Source organism: Stagnihabitans lacustris, from assembly GCF_025950525.1.
GTDB lineage: Bacteria > Pseudomonadota > Alphaproteobacteria > Rhodobacterales > Rhodobacteraceae > Stagnihabitans.
This window is the reverse complement of the sequence record NZ_JAPDGS010000002.1, coordinates 707,077-722,338: the sequence shown is the minus strand read 5'-3', so window position 1 is coordinate 722,338 and position 15,262 is coordinate 707,077. Positions and strand designations below refer to the sequence as shown.

At 66.4% G+C, this 15,262-nt stretch carries 15 protein-coding genes; 11 read left to right on the top strand and 4 right to left on the bottom strand.

Features of this window, described 5'->3' with window-relative positions; all coding sequences use genetic code 11:
• Positions 1 to 29: 29 nt before the first annotated feature.
• Positions 30 to 416 carry an Hpt domain-containing protein gene (locus NX862_RS08210; protein ID WP_264493402.1) on the bottom strand — a complete coding sequence of 129 codons (387 nt, stop codon included), beginning with the start codon at positions 414 to 416 and terminating at the stop codon, positions 30 to 32.
• A 118-nt stretch (positions 417 to 534) separates the two neighbouring features.
• Entirely contained in the window at positions 535 to 2,826 is a 2,292-nt protein-coding gene (locus NX862_RS08205; RefSeq protein WP_264493401.1) for an NADP-dependent malic enzyme, read from the bottom strand.
• Between the two features lie 180 nt (positions 2,827 to 3,006).
• On the opposite strand from NX862_RS08205, the gene NX862_RS08200 reads away from it, so the two are divergent.
• The 8 genes from NX862_RS08200 (at position 3,007) to NX862_RS08165 (ending at position 10,589) form a co-directional block, all read left to right on the top strand.
• Positions 3,007 to 3,678: a GntR family transcriptional regulator gene (locus tag NX862_RS08200; protein ID WP_264493400.1), complete on the top strand. Its 672-nt coding sequence runs from the start codon at positions 3,007 to 3,009 to the stop codon at positions 3,676 to 3,678.
• Complete coding sequence (locus NX862_RS08195; protein WP_264493399.1) at positions 3,675 to 4,793, top strand: cupin domain-containing protein; 1,119 nt, start codon at positions 3,675 to 3,677, stop codon at positions 4,791 to 4,793. The genes NX862_RS08200 and NX862_RS08195 overlap by 4 nt, the downstream gene beginning before the upstream one ends.
• 203 nt (positions 4,794 to 4,996) lie before the next feature.
• On the top strand, positions 4,997 to 5,422 hold the full coding sequence (gene cdd / locus NX862_RS08190; RefSeq protein ID WP_264493398.1) for a cytidine deaminase: 426 nt from the start codon (positions 4,997 to 4,999) through the stop codon (positions 5,420 to 5,422).
• The gene (locus tag NX862_RS08185) at positions 5,422 to 6,729 is read left to right on the top strand and encodes a thymidine phosphorylase (RefSeq protein WP_264493397.1); all 1,308 of its coding nucleotides are present in this window, start codon (positions 5,422 to 5,424) and stop codon (positions 6,727 to 6,729) included. The genes cdd and NX862_RS08185 overlap by 1 nt, the downstream gene beginning before the upstream one ends.
• A complete protein-coding gene (locus NX862_RS08180; protein ID WP_264493396.1) occupies positions 6,729 to 7,904 on the top strand; it encodes a phosphopentomutase in 1,176 nt (391 codons plus the stop codon). The genes NX862_RS08185 and NX862_RS08180 overlap by 1 nt, the downstream gene beginning before the upstream one ends.
• A 69-nt stretch (positions 7,905 to 7,973) precedes the next feature.
• Positions 7,974 to 8,930, top strand: coding sequence for an adenosine deaminase (add, locus tag NX862_RS08175; RefSeq protein WP_264493395.1), 957 nt, complete (start codon positions 7,974 to 7,976; stop codon positions 8,928 to 8,930).
• Positions 8,931 to 9,590, top strand: coding sequence for a uracil phosphoribosyltransferase (gene upp, locus NX862_RS08170; protein ID WP_264493394.1), 660 nt, complete (start codon positions 8,931 to 8,933; stop codon positions 9,588 to 9,590).
• Positions 9,591 to 9,668: 78 nt separating this feature from the next.
• Complete coding sequence (locus NX862_RS08165) at positions 9,669 to 10,589, top strand: SPOR domain-containing protein (protein ID WP_264493393.1); 921 nt, start codon at positions 9,669 to 9,671, stop codon at positions 10,587 to 10,589.
• Here NX862_RS08165 and NX862_RS08160 read toward each other — a convergent pair.
• On the bottom strand, positions 10,586 to 11,614 hold the full coding sequence (locus NX862_RS08160) for a hypothetical protein (RefSeq protein ID WP_264493392.1): 1,029 nt from the start codon (positions 11,612 to 11,614) through the stop codon (positions 10,586 to 10,588). The two genes, NX862_RS08165 and NX862_RS08160, sit on opposite strands and share 4 nt — an antisense overlap.
• 139 nt (positions 11,615 to 11,753) lie before the next feature.
• Here NX862_RS08160 and NX862_RS08155 point away from each other — a divergent pair, with 139 nt between their 5' ends.
• Positions 11,754 to 12,653: a DMT family transporter gene (locus NX862_RS08155; RefSeq protein ID WP_413694543.1), complete on the top strand. Its 900-nt coding sequence runs from the start codon at positions 11,754 to 11,756 to the stop codon at positions 12,651 to 12,653.
• A gap of 105 nt (positions 12,654 to 12,758) precedes the next feature.
• On the opposite strand, the gene NX862_RS08150 is transcribed toward NX862_RS08155, so the two are convergent.
• The gene (locus NX862_RS08150; protein ID WP_264493390.1) at positions 12,759 to 13,739 is read right to left on the bottom strand and encodes a 2-hydroxyacid dehydrogenase; all 981 of its coding nucleotides are present in this window, start codon (positions 13,737 to 13,739) and stop codon (positions 12,759 to 12,761) included.
• A 141-nt stretch (positions 13,740 to 13,880) separates the two neighbouring features.
• Here NX862_RS08150 and NX862_RS08145 point away from each other — a divergent pair, with 141 nt between their 5' ends.
• A complete protein-coding gene (locus NX862_RS08145) occupies positions 13,881 to 14,477 on the top strand; it encodes an SH3 domain-containing protein (RefSeq protein ID WP_264493389.1) in 597 nt (198 codons plus the stop codon).
• Positions 14,478 to 14,605: 128 nt separating this feature from the next.
• Positions 14,606 to 15,262, top strand: coding sequence for a TetR family transcriptional regulator C-terminal domain-containing protein (locus tag NX862_RS08140; protein ID WP_264493388.1), 657 nt, complete (start codon positions 14,606 to 14,608; stop codon positions 15,260 to 15,262).

Genomic DNA, 15,262 nt, shown 5'->3' with positions numbered 1-15,262 from the left:
GCCAATCCCTTCAGGGTTGCAAGGGGGCGTTAACGTTCGGCCCGCATCTCGATCAGGCGCTGGATCAGCCGGGCGACCATGGGCCGCAGGCCCGCCACCAGGTCTTCGCCTTGGGTCGGCCCCTCGCGCAACAGCTTCCCCGCCTCCAGCGCCAGCCGGTGCAGGGGCACCGCCCCCACCGTGCCGGCAATGCCGATCAGCGTGTGATTTTGCCGCCGCAACAGGGTGATGTCGACCCGTGAGGCCGCCTGCAGCACGTCCTGAACGCCGTGCAGGTCCAGGATCAAACGGTCTAGGATTTCGATGGTCTGCACCGGTCCGGCCAATTCAAACAGCCGCAACAGCACGTTTTCATCCAGCTCCGGCACCGGAGGGACATGGGTTTCGTCAGAGGTATCACGCGTGGATGAGGTCAAAACGGACCCCTTTTTACTCATCATGGCACAGACCCCGGGGTGAGTCCCGAGGTCCGGCCAGCGTTGCTACCTTTGTCTAATCTTGTCCATCTGAGTAACCAGATGTTAACGCTGATAGTCAGCCGTAAACCGAAACAGGCGCCGCAGCGAGGGCCGAGACGTTCAACAGCCCCCGCGCAGTGATCGACGGCGTGACGATATGGGCGCGGTTGCCCATCCCCATGAGAATCGGTCCGACCTCCAGCCCGCCCGCCTTCATCCGCAGCATGTTGCGCGCCACGTTGGCGGCATCGGTATAGCCAAAGATCAGGATATTGGCGGTGCCGGTCAGCCGCGAGTTCGGAAAGATCCGCATCCGCAAATCGGCATCCAGCGCGGCGTCCAGGCTCATTTCGCCTTCGTATTCGAAATCGACCTCGCGGGCGTCAAGGATTTCCATCGCTTGCCGCATCCGCCGGCCGCTGTCGCTTTCCAGGTTGCCGAAGTTCGAATGGGAACACAAAGCCACCTTGGGCGTGATGCCAAAGCGCCGCGCGTGGCGGGCGGCGCCGATGGCCGCGGTGGCGATCTGGTCGGGCTCGGGGATCGGGTTGACCTGGGTGTCGGCCACGAACAGCGGCCCGTCCTCCAGGATCATCAGCGACAGCGCGCCTTGCGGGTGATTGCCGCCGCGCGCCAGCACTTTGCGCACATAGTTCAGGTGCCATAGATACTGGCCATAGGTGCCGCAGATCATCGCATCGGCGTCGCCGCGCTGCACGGCGATGGCCGCAATCGCGGTGGTGTTGGTGCGCAGAACCGCCCGGGCCGTGTCGGGCGTGACGCCCTGACGTTCCAGCAACTGGTGATAGCTGCCCCAGTAATCCCGATAACGGCGGTCGCTTTCGGGGTTCACGATTTCAAAGTCGCGGTCGGGGCGGATCGGCAGGCCAAAGCGCTCACACCGCGCGATCATCACCTCGGGGCGGCCGATCAGGATCGGCTTGACGGTCATTTCCTCCAGGATCGCACTGGCGGCCCGCAAGACGCGCTCATCCTCGCCCTCGGCAAAGATGATCCGGCGTTCCGAAGACCGCGCGGCATCGAACACCGGCCGCATGATCAGCGCGGATTTGAAGACCGACCCGTCAAGTTTCTGGCGATAGGCCTCGATATCGGCCAGGGGCCTTGTGGCAACCCCCGTCTCCATCGCGGCACGGGCGACGGCGCTGGCCACGACGCCGATCAGGCGCGGGTCAAATGGCTTGGGGATCAGGTAATCCGGCCCAAAGGCCAGCTTTTCCCCGGCATAGGCGGCGGCGGCCTCGGCGCTGGTCGTGGCGCGGGTCAGGGTCGCGATGGCCTCGATGGCGGCCAGTTCCATTTCCGAATTGATCGTGGTGGCGCCGACATCCAGCGCGCCGCGGAAGATGAAGGGGAAGCACAGGACGTTGTTCACCTGGTTCGGAAAGTCGCTGCGCCCGGTGGCGATGATCGCATCGGGCACGGCGGCGCGGGCGACATCGGGCAAGATCTCGGGCGAGGGATTGGCCAGCGCGAAGACGATGGGCTTTGCCGCCATCGTGGCCACCATATCCGCCGTCAAGACGCCCGGCCCCGACAGGCCCAGAAACAGGTCGGCGCCGACGATCACATCGGCCAAAGTCGCGGGCGTGGTGCCCTGCGCATAGGCCGCCTTCTGGTCGGTCATCTGCTCGGTGCGGCCGTGATAGACCAGGCCCGCAAGGTCACAAAGCCAGACGTTTTCGCGCTTGACCCCCAGCTTCAGCAGCATGTTCAGGCAGGCAATCCCCGCAGCCCCGCCGCCCGTGGACACGACCTTGATCGCGCCAAAGTCCTTGCCCGCGACATGCAGCGCATTGGTCGCCGCAGCGCCCACGACAATCGCCGTGCCATGCTGGTCGTCATGAAAGACCGGAATCTTCATCCGCTCACGGCACAGCTTTTCGACGATGAAGCAATCGGGCGCCTTGATGTCCTCAAGGTTGATCGCGCCAAAGGTCGGCTCCAGCGCGCAGACGATTTCCGCCAGTTTCACCGGATCGGGCTCGTTCAACTCGATGTCGAAACAGTCGATGTTGGCGAATTTCTTGAACAGGACCGCCTTGCCCTCCATCACCGGCTTGGACGCCAAGGCCCCGATGTTGCCCAGGCCCAGAACGGCGGTGCCATTGGTCACAACCCCCACCAGGTTCCCGCGCGAGGTATAGCGGCTGGCCGTCGAGGGGTCGGCCTTGATCTCCAGGCAGGCTTCGGCCACGCCGGGCGAATAGGCGCGCGCCAGGTCGCGACCATTGGCAAGCGGTTTGGTGGCGCGGATCTCCAGTTTCCCGGGCTTGGGGAATTCATGGTAATCCAAGGCCGCCTGCCTTGCGCTTTGCTTCACCTCGTCCTGCCGGTCGTCGCTCATGGGCTTCCTCTTGCTCTCTTCTCCCGCCCGGGCCTTGGGCGGATGCCTTGCCCTGAAGTGGTCCCGCCGCGCCAAAGGGTCAAGCCTTTTCCGGCACATGAACGCTTGGCAGCGACGGGAAAGAGTATACCGAAAATACGGGTTTACGGCCTGATTTGCCCCACGCACCTTGACTTCGGCATGAAAAGTATACTTCTTTACCAAAACCCCGCGCTGAACATGACCAAAGACAACCACCGCACCCGCATCCGCGACGACATCCGCGCCCGACTTTTGACCGGCCAGATCGGCCCCGGCGATCGGCTGATCGACCATGCCATCGCGGCGGAATTGGGCGTTTCCCGGATGCCCGTGCGTGAGGCGCTGATGCAGCTGGTCTCCGAGGGCTATCTCACCTCGACCTCGCGCGGCTTTGCCCTGCCCGACCTGACACCGACCCAGATCGCCGAGGTCTTCACCCTGCGCAAACTGCTGGAGCCCCATGCAGCCGCCCTTGCCGCCCAAAGCCTGGACGCCGCGGCGCTAATGACCCTGACCCAGGCTCTGGCGGATCTGCACCAGGCCGCCGACATCGCCGCCTTTCACCGCGCCGCCGAGGCCTTTCGCAACACATGGGCGGGCGCCCTGCCCAACCAGGCACTGCGCGAGACGATCCAGCGCTACAGTGCGCAAATCCAGACCGTGCGGCTGGCCACGATGAAGGACCCCATGGCCCGCCAGACCATCGCCAGCGGCCTTTCGGCCCTGCTTGGCGCCTTTGCGGCCCGCGATGCGCTGGCCGCCCATGACCTCATGACCCGTTTCATCCACCAGGCCGAAGACAGCCTTCATACGCAAAGAGCCCCACAATGACCTCTGCGACCTCTGCGACCTCTGCACCCAAAGCCGAGATCCTGTTGCCGACCGCCGACCTGCGCGGCGACCTGCCGTTTTTCACCAAGACGCTGGGGATGCGGATGGACATGATCTATCCGGCCGACAATCCGGCGGTGGTGGTCCTGTCGGGCCATGGGCTGCGGCTGCGTCTGGATGCGGATTTGCAGGCCGCGCCGGGGACGATCCGCCTTTTGTCCGACGACTGGCAGGCGATTGCCGCGGGCGCGAAAACCCTGACCTCCCCCGGCGGCACCCGCGTGCAACTGGACGAGCTGGACCCGCCCCTGGTTCTGCCCGCGACCGAACATGCCTTTGTGGTGCGCAGGCTTGCCGATCAGGCGCCCTGGGTGATTGGCCGCGCCGGGATGATGTATCGCGACCTTGTGCCCACGCGTCTGGGCGGCGCGATGATCGCAAGCCACATCCGCGTGCCCGATGGCAAGGTCCCCGACCTCGTGCATTTCCACAAGGTCGGCTTCCAGCTAATCTTCTGCATCAAGGGCTGGGTCGATGTCCTGTATGAGGATCAGGGCGGCATCCGGCGCCTGCACGCCGGGGATTGCTTCATCCAGCCCCCCACGATCCGCCACCGCGTGCTGGAATCCGGTGACGGGATCGAGGTCATCGAAATCGGCGTGCCCGCCGAACATATCACCGAGATCGACCACGACATGACGCTTCCCACGCCGACCCTTCGCCCCGACCGCGAATGGGAGGGTCAGCGATTTGTCCACGACATCGGCGCGACGGGGCGTTTCGCCCCCTTCCGCATCCCGGGGTTCCAGGCCCGCGACACCACGATCAACGCCAATACCAAGGGCGTGGCCTCGGTCATGGTGGCAAAGCCCTTGCAAGACGGGCCCACCGGCACCGAAAGCCCCTGGACCAAACACCAGGGCGACATCCTTTTCACCTTTGTCATGTCCGGCGAAATGACCCTGCATGGCGAGGGCAAAGAGCCCTGGCGCCTCTCCCCCGGCGACGCTTTCGTCATCCCCCCGGGGCTGGCGACCCGCTATGCCGACACGACCCCCGACCTGCAACTTCTGGAGGTCTCCCTGCCCGGCGCGGCCCCCACGACGATCCTCTGACCCTGAGACCTTCACGGGGTTTCCAAAGGGCACGGGGTTTCCAAAGGGGCCCGTGGGCCCCTTTGGCGCGGGGGTGCGGGGGGCGCGAAGCCCCCCGCTTCCGCGACGTCAGGTCAAGGGCGCAAGCCCGCAGCCCTGACGTCGCAACCCTTGCAACCCATGGCAAACCGGATCATCCTTGTCCAAAAGGTCAAGGAGCCCCCATGTCCCTTCTGCAAGCCGCGTCCCTTCTGCCAACCGCGTCCCTTCTGCAAGCCGCGACCCAGGTCCGCGAGAACGCCTATGCGCCCTATTCCCGCTTCAAGGTCGGCGCGGCCCTGCGCTCGACCTCTGGCAACCTCCACCTTGGCGTGAATGTCGAAAACGCCGCCTACCCGGAAGGCACCTGCGCCGAGGCCGGCGCCATCGCCGCCATGATTGCCGCGGGCGACCACAAGATCGCGGAAATCCTCGTGATCGCCGATTGCCCCGAACCCGTGCCCCCCTGCGGCGGCTGCCGGCAAAAGATCGCGGAATTCGCCGCCCCCGATGTGCAGGTCACGCTTTGCACCACGGCGGGAAAATCGAAAACCATGACCGTGGCCGAACTCCTCCCCGGCTCTTTCTCTGCCGCCTTCATGGACCTGTGATGGAGCCCCGTGCCGTCATCGCCAAGGTGCGCGATGGGGTCCTGCCCTCGGCCGAAGAGCTGACCTTCTTTGCCCAAGGCCTTGCCACCGGGGCGGTTTCCGACGCGCAGGCCGGGGCTTTTGCCATGGCGGTGCTGCTGAAGGGGCTTGGCGAACAGGGCCGCGTGGCGCTGACAAGGGCGATGCGCGATACGGGTCATGTCCTGCAATGGCGGCTGAACGGGCCGGTGATCGACAAGCACTCGACCGGCGGGATCGGCGATTGCGTCTCGCTGCTGCTGGCGCCTGCGCTGGCCGCTTGCGGCGCCTATGTGCCGATGATCTCGGGCCGCGGGCTTGGCCATACCGGGGGCACGCTGGACAAGCTGGAGGCGATCCCCGGCTTTCGCACCAACCTGACCGAGGAACAACTGCGCCGCCAGATCGACCAGACACGCTGCGCCATCGTCTCGGCCAGCGCCGAGATGGCCCCCGCCGACCGCAGGCTTTACGCCGTGCGCGATGTCAGCGCGACGGTGGAAAGCATCGACCTGATCACCGCCTCGATCCTGTCCAAGAAACTGGCGGCGGGGCTAGAGGCCCTGGTGCTGGATGTCAAATGCGGCTCGGGCGCCTTTATGAAAACGCTGGAGGATGCCGAGGCCCTAGCCCGCGCTTTGGTCGACACCGCCAAGGGCGCGGGCTGCATGGCCAGCGCGCTGATCACCGACATGAGCCAGCCACTTGCCACCGCCGCGGGCAATGCGCTGGAGGTGATCGAGGTGATGGAGACGCTGACCGGCACGTCGGTGAACACCGCGCTTTGGGACCTGACCATGGCCCTGGGCGGTGAGGCTCTGGCCCTGGGCGGCCTGGCGGATGACCCGGCCGATGGCGCGGGGCGGATCGAACAGGCGCTGGAAAACGGCGGCGCTGCCGACTGCTTTGGCCGGATGATCGCGGCCCAGGGCGGCCCTGCCGATTTCGTCGACCGCTGGCCCGACCGCCTGCCCTCGGCGCCTGTGGTGGTCGAAGTGCCCTGTCCCGAGGGCGGTTTCGTGGGCGCCATCGACGGTGAGGCTTTGGGTCTGGCCGTAGTGCGCCTGGGCGGCGGGCGCCAGCGTGAGGGCGACCGGATCAACCCCTCGGTGGGCCTGTCGGACCTTGCGGGGATTGGCGATGCGATTGGCCGCGGCGATCCGCTGGCGTTGATCCATGCCGCCACGGTCGAACAGGCGGCGGCGGCGGTGGAAACCGTTTTGGCCGCCTATCGCATGGTGGAGGCCGAGCCCGCCGATCCGGGTCTGGTCCTGAAACGGGTGTCGTGATGGCGCGGGCTTTCCTGGTCGTGATGGATTCCGTGGGGGCCGGTGGCGCGCCCGATGCCGGTGATTTCGGCGATGCGGGGGCCAATACTCTGGGCCATATCGCCCAGGCACGGGCGGCCACGGGGCGGCCCTTGCAGATGCCGGTCTTGGACGGGCTGGGGCTGGGGGCTGCGGTGGAACTGGCCTCGGGTCTGCGGATGCCGGGGTTTACCGCCACGCCTGTGGGTCTTTGGGGTGCGGCCGAGGAGGTCAGCCGCGGCAAGGACACGCCCTCGGGCCATTGGGAGCTTGCGGGCGTGCCCGTGCCTTGGGACTGGACCTATTTCCCCGATCAGGTGCCGGCCTTCCCGCCCGAGATCACGGCTTTGGTTTGCCGCCTTGCGGGGACCGACGGCATCCTTGGGAATTGCCATTCCTCCGGCGTGCCGATCATCGAGGCGCATTGCGCCGAGCATCTGCGGACCGGATGGCCGATCTGCTATACCTCGGCGGATTCCGTGTTCCAGATTGCCGCCCATGAAGAGGCCTTTGGCTTGGATCGGCTGTTGAAGCTGTGTTCCGACCTTGCGCCTCATCTTCATGCGATGAAGGTGGGCCGGGTGATCGCGCGGCCTTTTGTGGGGGTTCCGGGGGATTTCCACAGGACGCCCAACCGGCGGGATTATGCGATTGCACCGCCGGGGCCGACTTTGCTGGACTGGGTGGCGGGGGCGGGGCGGATGACCCATGCGGTCGGCAAGATCGGCGACATCTTCTCCATGCAGGGCGTGGGGAAGCTGTGGAAGGGGAAAAGCGACCTTGACCTTTTCGATCATCTGGACCGGCTTGCGGATGAAGCCGAAGAGGGAAGTTTGACCTTCGCCAACTTCGTGGAGTTCGACAGCCTTTGGGGCCATCCCCGCGACGTCATGGGCTATGCCAGCGCGCTGGAATGGTTTGATGCCCGGGTGGGCGGGTTCCTCGCGCGGCTGAGGCCGGGGGATCTGGCGATCTTCACCGCCGATCATGGCAATGACCCGACTTGGGCGGGCACCGATCACACGCGGGAACGGGTGCCTGTGGTGGGCTATGGCGCGGCGGGGGCCATCGGCCTGCGGGGCTTTGTCGATGTGGGCGCCTCGGTGGCGACGCATCTGGGGGTGCGCGCGCAGGGGCCGGGACGCAGCTTTTTGTGACCGCCCGCCGGGGGTTTCACACCCCCGGACCCCTGTGGGATATTTGTGAAAAGATGAAACGAGGGGCCTTTGCGCAAGATCGAACTGCATCTGCATCTGGAGGGGGCGGCGCCGCCGTCTTTTATCAAGGGACTTGCCCGCGAAAAGAAAGTGGATATCGCGGGGATCTTCGATGAGCGCGGTGGGTATCGGTTCACCGGCTTTCCCGAATTCGTGCGGGTCTATGAGGCGGCGACCTCGGTCCTGCAGCGGCCCGAGGATTACGCGCGGCTGATGCGGGCGGTGCTGGAGGCTCAGGTCGAGGAAGGGGTGGTCTATACCGAACATTTCCTCTGTCCGGATTACTGCGGCGGTGGCGATCTGGGGGCGTGGCGGGAGTATGTGCTGGCGATGGAGGAGGCCGCGGCCGCGGTTCCCGAGATCACCGTGCGGGGGATTGCCCTGATGATCCGCCACATGGACCCGGCCAAGGGGCGGCGCGCGGCGCTTTGTGCGGCCGATACGGCGGGGGGCTTTGTCACCGGCATTGGCGTGGCGGGCAATGAGCGCATCGGCGCCTTGAAGGATTTCGCCTGGGGGATGGATTGCGGGCGCGAGGCGGGGCTTGGCCTGACGCTTCATGCCGGAGAGCTGAAGGGCCCCGAGGAGGTCCGCGAGGCCCTGGCCCTTGGCGCGGGCCGCATCGGCCATGGCGTGCGCGCCATCGAAGACCTGGCTCTGGTCGATGAGATCGCCGAGGCGGGGGTTGTGCTGGAATGTTGCCCAGGGTCGAACATGGCGCTGGGGCTTTACCCCAGCTGGCGCAAGCATCCGATTGGCGAGCTGTTTCACCGCGGTGTCAAGGTCACGGTGTCCACCGACGATCCGCCATTTTTCCATACGACGCTGCGGCGGGAGTATGAGCTTTTGTCCCAGGCTTTCGATTGGGACGAGGGGGTTTTCGCGACCTTGAACCGCTGGGCGCTTGACGCGGCTTTCTGTGACAAGGATACGAAAGAGAAAATCGCCCGAAGGATGGAGAGTTGAATGGGAAACGTGCCCGCCGAGCCTGTGCCGCCTCAGCCTGTGATCGTCGTGAGCCACCCTTTGGTGCAACACAAGCTGACCCTGATGCGGGAGAAGGACACCTCCACCGCCTCATTCCGCCAGCTTCTGCGGGAAATCAGCCTGCTTCTGGCCTATGAGGTCACGCGCAATCTGCCGATGACCACCAAATCCATCGAGACGCCGCTTTGCCCGATGGAGGCCCCGGCGATTGACGGCAAGAAGCTGGCCTTGGTGTCGATCCTGCGGGCGGGCAACGGGCTTTTGGACGGTATCCTGGAACTGATCCCCGCGGCGCGCGTGGGTTTCGTCGGCATGTATCGCGACCCCGAGACGCTGCAACCGGTGCAATATTACTGCAAGCTGCCCGACCATCTGGACGAGCGCGTGTCGATTGTCGTCGATCCGATGCTGGCCACGGGGAATTCCTCGGCCGCCGCCGTCAGCCTGTTGAAGGAAAAGGGCGCGCGCGAAATCCGCTTCCTGTGCCTTCTGGCCTCACCGGAGGGGATTGCGCATATGCAGGCGGTCCATCCCGATGTGCAGATCGTCACGGCCTCGATTGACAGCCATCTGAACGACCATGGCTATATCGTTCCGGGCCTAGGGGATGCGGGCGACCGCATGTTTGGCACCAAATAACAGGTTCAGGGGGTAATCCTCCTTTACTTGGAAACAATCCTGATTCATGATTCGTTCAAAACAAGAACGAGGGCGAGCATGTTTGTCAGGGTTTTGGGTCCGGCTTTGGCCGTGGCTGTTGTTGTGGGCATGGCGGCCGAGGCGCAGACTTTGCGCAACGTGACGGCGCCGGTCAATCCGCCGCCCGCCAGCTTCAAGGGTCAGCAGTTCATCGACAGCCGGGGATGCGTCTTTGTCCGCGCGGGGTTCGGCGGCCAGGTCAACTGGGTGCCGCGGATCGACGGATCAAAGCGGCCGATCTGCGGCATGATGCCCACCGGGGCGGCGCCTCAGCCGCTGGTGGCGGAGGTCGAGATCCCGCAGGTCGCGCCAACCACCCAGACCCCGACGGCGCCACAGCGCCCCCGCGGCCCGGGGCTCTTTGCCTTCCTGTTTGCCCCCGCCCCCGCACCCGCACCAATGGCGGCCCCAACCCGCGCCGAGCAGGTCGTGACCTTTGCCCCGCCGCCCACGCCCCGCGTCTTGCCGACCCCGCCCAAAGGCTGGACCCATGCCTGGAAGGACGACCGGCTGAACCCGATGCGCGGCATTGGCACGGCCGAGGGCCAGGCGGCGCAGAACCGGGTTTACACCCAAGACGTCCCCATGGTGGCCATCGCCGACCTGCCGCCGCAAAAGCAGGCCAAGGCCATTCGGGCAGCCCAGGTCGCAGCGCCAAAGGCCCAGCACGTCGCCGCACAACCCGTCACGGCGCCGCAAGTCACCGTCTCGACCATGTCGGCCCCCGCCGCGGGCCTGTTGATCCAGGTCGGCGCCTTTGGTCAGCCGGCCAATGCGGAAAAGGCGGCCGGGCGCATTGCGGGGCTGGGTCTGGCCGCCACGACCTCGGGGCAAAAGCTGCGGGTGGTCTTTGCGGGCCCCTTTGCCAGCACGGATGCGGCGCAGGCCGCACTTGTGGCCCTGCGCGCCGGCGGTTTCCCGGATGCCTTTCTGCGCTAACCCGCGCAGATGCCCTGCAGGCTGATCCAGTCGTTGTCCGAAATCACCGGCGCCGGAGAGCGGCCCTGAAAGGGGTCGCCCTCGATCAGCGCAAGTGAGCCCTCTCCGGTCGGGTCCAGTGCCTTGGCATAGGGGGTCGCGGACAGGCCCAGGGTCTTGAACGCCGCCAGCAGGGGCTCGGACGATGGGGTGGCGGTGGTCGCAAGCGCGGCCTCGGCATAGCCCTCGACCGCGCCATCAGGCAGCACGCCCGAGGTCAAAAGCCGCGTCGTGGCCACCAGGCCCGCGTGATGCAGCAGGGGGACGACGGGATCGGCCTCTTGGGCCGCGACCAAAGCGGCCAGGATGCGGCCAAGCACGGGCTCGGGGTCTTCAGAGGCGGTCAGCACGCCATTGGCCAAAAGCACGATGCCGCCGGGCAGAACCGTGACCTCTTGCGCGCCATCGCGGACCACGACGATTTCGCCGACGCCAAAGCCCGCGAACCTTTGCGCCAGGCTGCTGGCGGCCCGCGCGCCCAAAGGCTCGGCACAGGGCGAGCCGGTCAGGCGCTGCGCATCGGCCAGCGCCATCTTGCCGATCTGCACCCGCGTGGCCGTCGGCAGGACCTGCGCGGTATGCGACATCATCGCATCGGGCAGCCACAAAAGCAGCCCCAGCGCCGCCACCCCGGCGCCCAGCGCGACAAAGCCGCCGCGCAGCCGTCCGGGCCGGGGGCGGCGGCGGACCAGGGTGACATGGACGGTTTCCAGCGCCGCGATCATGTCGGGGTCGTCCAGCTCGATCGTCTCCGAGGGCGCGCCCTCTTCGGTGCGGCCGGGGGTAAAGATCGCGGGGCTTTCGCCCGGGTTCACCCGTTCGACCGAGGGCAGCGACCAATGCGACAGCGCCATTTCGGTGCGCGGATCGGCAAAGACCAGGGTGGTTTCGCGCAGGCCCACGACGACCTCGCGCAACTGGGCCGCAGGCGTCAGGCGCCAGAGCCCCGTACATTCCAGTCGCTGGTATTTCTCTAGGGCGGTCATTGCGCCTGCATTGCCTGTTTCGCCTTACAGTAACCGCGCGGCGCGGGCTTCACAATCGGCAGGTTGTCAGATCAGCAAAGCGGCGCCAAAGGGTCGCAATCAGGCGGGAATTCCGGGGCGGGCCGGGGTTCATGGGGGGATGAATGTGAACCTGAAGGCCCTGTCGATGATCGCCGTCTATGCCGGGATCATCGGGTTTACCGACAATTTCGTCCAGGTCATCGCCGCGGATGCGGGGCTTTGGCAGTTCCATGCGACGCGGTCGGTGATGGCGGTGGCTTTGCTGTGGCTGGTGGCGCGGCCTTTGGGGCTGCGCTTGGCGATGGTCGCGCCGCGCCGGGTTGTGGCGCGGTCGCTGATCCACGGCTGCGCCATGGTGATCTATTTCGGCGCGCTTGGGTTCTTGCCCGTGGCCCTGGTCGCGGCGGGGCTGTTCACCGCGCCGATCTTTGTCCTGTTGATCGAGCGGCTGTTTTACGGCGCGCCCATCAGCGGATCAGGCGCCCTGGCCGTCGCCTTGGGCTTTGCCGGCGTGGTCATGGTCCTTGGCCCCGAGGCCCTGGCGGGCGCCTCGCTTCCCGCCCTGCTGCCGGTTGTGGCCGGGGCGCTTTACGCGCTTGGCAACATCGCCACCCGCCGTTGGTGCGGCCCGGAATCCGCGGAAACCCTGCTGGCCGGGTTCTTCATCGCGCTGGGGGTGGCGGGTGCGCTTGGGATGGCCGCGCTGACGCTGCATCCTTTGGTGGCCCCCGCTGGCCCCGAGGGATTCCTCATGCGCGGCCCCGTCATCCCGGGGGGCGCGTTCTGGTTCTGGACCTTTGTGCAGGCGGCGGGATCGCTTCTGGGCGTCGGCCTGATGGTGCGCGCCTATCAGATCGCCGAGGCCTCGCGGGTTTCGGTCATGGAATACATCATCCTGCCCGCCTCTGCCGCCTGGACCTGGGTCCTGTGGGGCGAGGGGCTGAGCGCGCTGGCCATGGCCGGCATGGGCCTGATCGTGGCCGCAGGGGTGCTCATCGCGACGTCAAGGCGGGCCTGATCGGGTCAACCGCGCCGCGCTTGACCCGGCGCCTCCTGACCGAGAATCGCTGCACGGGAAGGCCGGGGCAACCTTGGTCGCCAGCCGCCCGGGGGCCAAGCGGCCCTACAACATCCCCGGCACCACCTGATCCGGTGGCCTATGCCCATCGGCAAAGGTCTTGATGTTGATGATGACCTTCTCGCCCATCTCCACCCGCCCCTCCACCGTGGCCGAGCCCATATGCGGCAACAGAACCACATTCGGCAGATCCTGCAGGCGCGGGTTCACGCGGCCGTTTTCCAGCACATCCAGACCCGCCCCCGCGATTTCCCCCGCCCGCAAGCCCCGCGTCAGGGCGTTTTCGTCGATCACCTCGCCGCGGGAGGTGTTCACGATCACCGCCGAGGGTTTCAACAGCTTCAGCCGCCGCGCGTTCATCAGGTGAAAGGTCGCCGGCGTATGCGGGCAGTTGATCGATATGATGTCCATGCGCGAGACCATCTGATCCAGGCTCTCCCACCAGGTCGCCTCAAGTTCGGCCTCGACCTCAACCCGCAGGCGTTTGCGGTTGTGGTAATGCACCTGAAGCCCAAAGGCGCGGGCGCGGCGCGCCACGGCCTGACCGATGCGGCCCATGCCCAGGATGCCCAGACGTCGCCCCGCCAGGCGCCCGCCCAGGAAGGCCATCGGCGACCAGCCCTGCCATTCGCCACGCATCGCCGCCAGACCCTCGGGGATGCGGCGCGTGACCGCCAGCATCAGCGCAATCGCCATATCGGCCGTGTCATCGGTCGTGACCCCGGGCGTGTTGGAAACCAATATCCCCCGCGCCCGGGCGGTGGACACGTCGATATGATCCACCCCCGCGCCGTAATTCGCAATCAGCTTCAACCGCGGCCCGGCCTGACCGATCAGCCCCGCGTCGATCTTGTCGGTGATCGTCGGCACCAGCACATCGCAGCGCCCCATGGCCTCGGCCAGCTCTTCGCGGGTCATCGGGCTGTCGGGGTCGCGCAACTCGACATCGAACAGCTCTTTCAGCCGCGTTTCCACAACTTGCGGCAAAGCCCGCGTCACCACCACCGTCAGACGTGATCCCCCCATGGCGCTCCCTCACTTCCCAATCGCAGCCTTTGATGGCAAAGTGGCCCCTTGCGGGTCCTAGCACAAGCCCGGGCGCATCGCGTTCGGGTGACAACAAGACGCAGGCCCGGTCAAGCAGGCTGGAATCGAGCGGGTAAACGGATGCGGGCATATCTGATTGCGGGGCTTTTGGCCCTGTCGGGGTCGATTTCGGTGACGGCGGCCTGGGGCCAGGAGGCCTCGATCGAGGAACAGGCCGAGGGCGCGCGTGAGGCCATGGCCCCCCTGCCCGAGGCCGATCCCGACGCCGAGGCCACGCCGCGCGATCCGACCAAGGGCGCTGTCACCAACCTGCCGATCCCGCGTTACGTCAGCCTGAAGGGCAACGAGGGCAATGCAAGGCGCGGTCCGGGGCTCACGCATCGCATCGACTGGGTTTTCACCCGCGAAGGGATGCCGCTGAAGATCACCGCCGAATACGAACACTGGCGCCGGGTCGAGGATGCCGACGGCGCGGGCGGCTGGGTGCATTACATGCTGCTGTCAGGCGTGCGCAGCGTGCTGGTCACGCAAGACATGGCCGAGGCCCATTCGGCGCCCGACGACGGCTCCGAGGTTCTGTTCCAGAACGAGCTGAACGTGGTGGGCCGCCTGGTGCAATGCGTCCCCGACTGGTGCCGCATCATGGTCGAGGGCGAAAAGGGCTGGGTCCATGCCTCGGCGCTTTGGGGCGTCACGTCGGGCGAGATCTTTCCCTGACCCGGCGCCTGACGCGGGGTCATTCGGTTTCCGGCAGGGATTGACGCCGCAAGGCCTTGCGGGGGCGCGAAACTTCGGCCAAGAATTATCCAGCTGAATAACTTGGCGCCGGACAGCAAGGCTCTTTCATGACCCCCGACCGCAAACCCTATCGCCGCGAGGCCGAAGACAAGCGCCGCCTTGCGCTGGTCGAGGCCACCTTGGCGCTGGTCGCCGAAGGGGGCGCGCAAAATGCCACCGTGCGGTCGATTGCCGAAAGGGCGGGGGTGACGGCGGGACTGATCCGGCACTACTTCCAGTCCAAGGATCAACTGCTGATCGCGGCCTATCGGCACCTGATGGACCGGATGACCGATGACAGCGCCTCGGTGCTGCGCGCGGCCCCTCATGCGCCCGAAGCGCGGCTGGCGGCCTTTGTCGCGGCCTCTTTGACCGCGCCGGTGGTTGACCCCGAGGCCCTGACGCTGTGGGCGACCTTTCTGCAGGAAACCCGGCGCGATCCGGTGATGCGAGAGACCCATTCCCAGACCTATCTGGGCTATCGCGACCGGCTGCAGGGGCTGATTGCCGACCTGCCGGGCGATTGGCCCGACCTTCATGCCCGCCGCATGGCCATTGCCTGCAACGCCGTGATCGACGGGTTGTGGATGGAGGGTTGCGCCCTGCCCGAGGCCTTTGCCCCCGGCGAGCTGGCCGAGTTGGGCATCCGTTCGGTCGGTGCGATCCTCGGGGTCGATCTGACGCCCTGGCTGTTGCTTTCCGCCCCCATCTTGACCGAGGTTTGA

Bases quoted from the DNA above. Each gene is read 5' to 3' on its own strand.
- NX862_RS08140 (WP_264493388.1), top strand. From the start codon at position 14,606: ATGACCCCCGACCGCAAACCCTATCGCCGCGAGGCCGAAGACAAGCGC.
- NX862_RS08205 (WP_264493401.1), bottom strand. From the start codon at position 2,826: ATGAGCGACGACCGGCAGGACGAGGTGAAGCAAAGCGCAAGGCAGGCG.
- NX862_RS08185 (WP_264493397.1), top strand. From the start codon at position 5,422: ATGGAGCCCCGTGCCGTCATCGCCAAGGTGCGCGATGGGGTCCTGCCC.
- NX862_RS08155 (WP_413694543.1), top strand. From the start codon at position 11,754: ATGAATGTGAACCTGAAGGCCCTGTCGATGATCGCCGTCTATGCCGGG.
- upp (WP_264493394.1), top strand. From the start codon at position 8,931: ATGGGAAACGTGCCCGCCGAGCCTGTGCCGCCTCAGCCTGTGATCGTC.
- NX862_RS08150 (WP_264493390.1), bottom strand. From the start codon at position 13,739: ATGGGGGGATCACGTCTGACGGTGGTGGTGACGCGGGCTTTGCCGCAA.
- cdd (WP_264493398.1), top strand. From the start codon at position 4,997: ATGTCCCTTCTGCAAGCCGCGTCCCTTCTGCCAACCGCGTCCCTTCTG.
- NX862_RS08195 (WP_264493399.1), top strand. From the start codon at position 3,675: ATGACCTCTGCGACCTCTGCGACCTCTGCACCCAAAGCCGAGATCCTG.
- NX862_RS08145 (WP_264493389.1), top strand. From the start codon at position 13,881: ATGCGGGCATATCTGATTGCGGGGCTTTTGGCCCTGTCGGGGTCGATT.
- NX862_RS08165 (WP_264493393.1), top strand. From the start codon at position 9,669: ATGTTTGTCAGGGTTTTGGGTCCGGCTTTGGCCGTGGCTGTTGTTGTG.
- NX862_RS08180 (WP_264493396.1), top strand. From the start codon at position 6,729: ATGGCGCGGGCTTTCCTGGTCGTGATGGATTCCGTGGGGGCCGGTGGC.
- NX862_RS08200 (WP_264493400.1), top strand. From the start codon at position 3,007: ATGAAAAGTATACTTCTTTACCAAAACCCCGCGCTGAACATGACCAAA.
- NX862_RS08160 (WP_264493392.1), bottom strand. From the start codon at position 11,614: ATGACCGCCCTAGAGAAATACCAGCGACTGGAATGTACGGGGCTCTGG.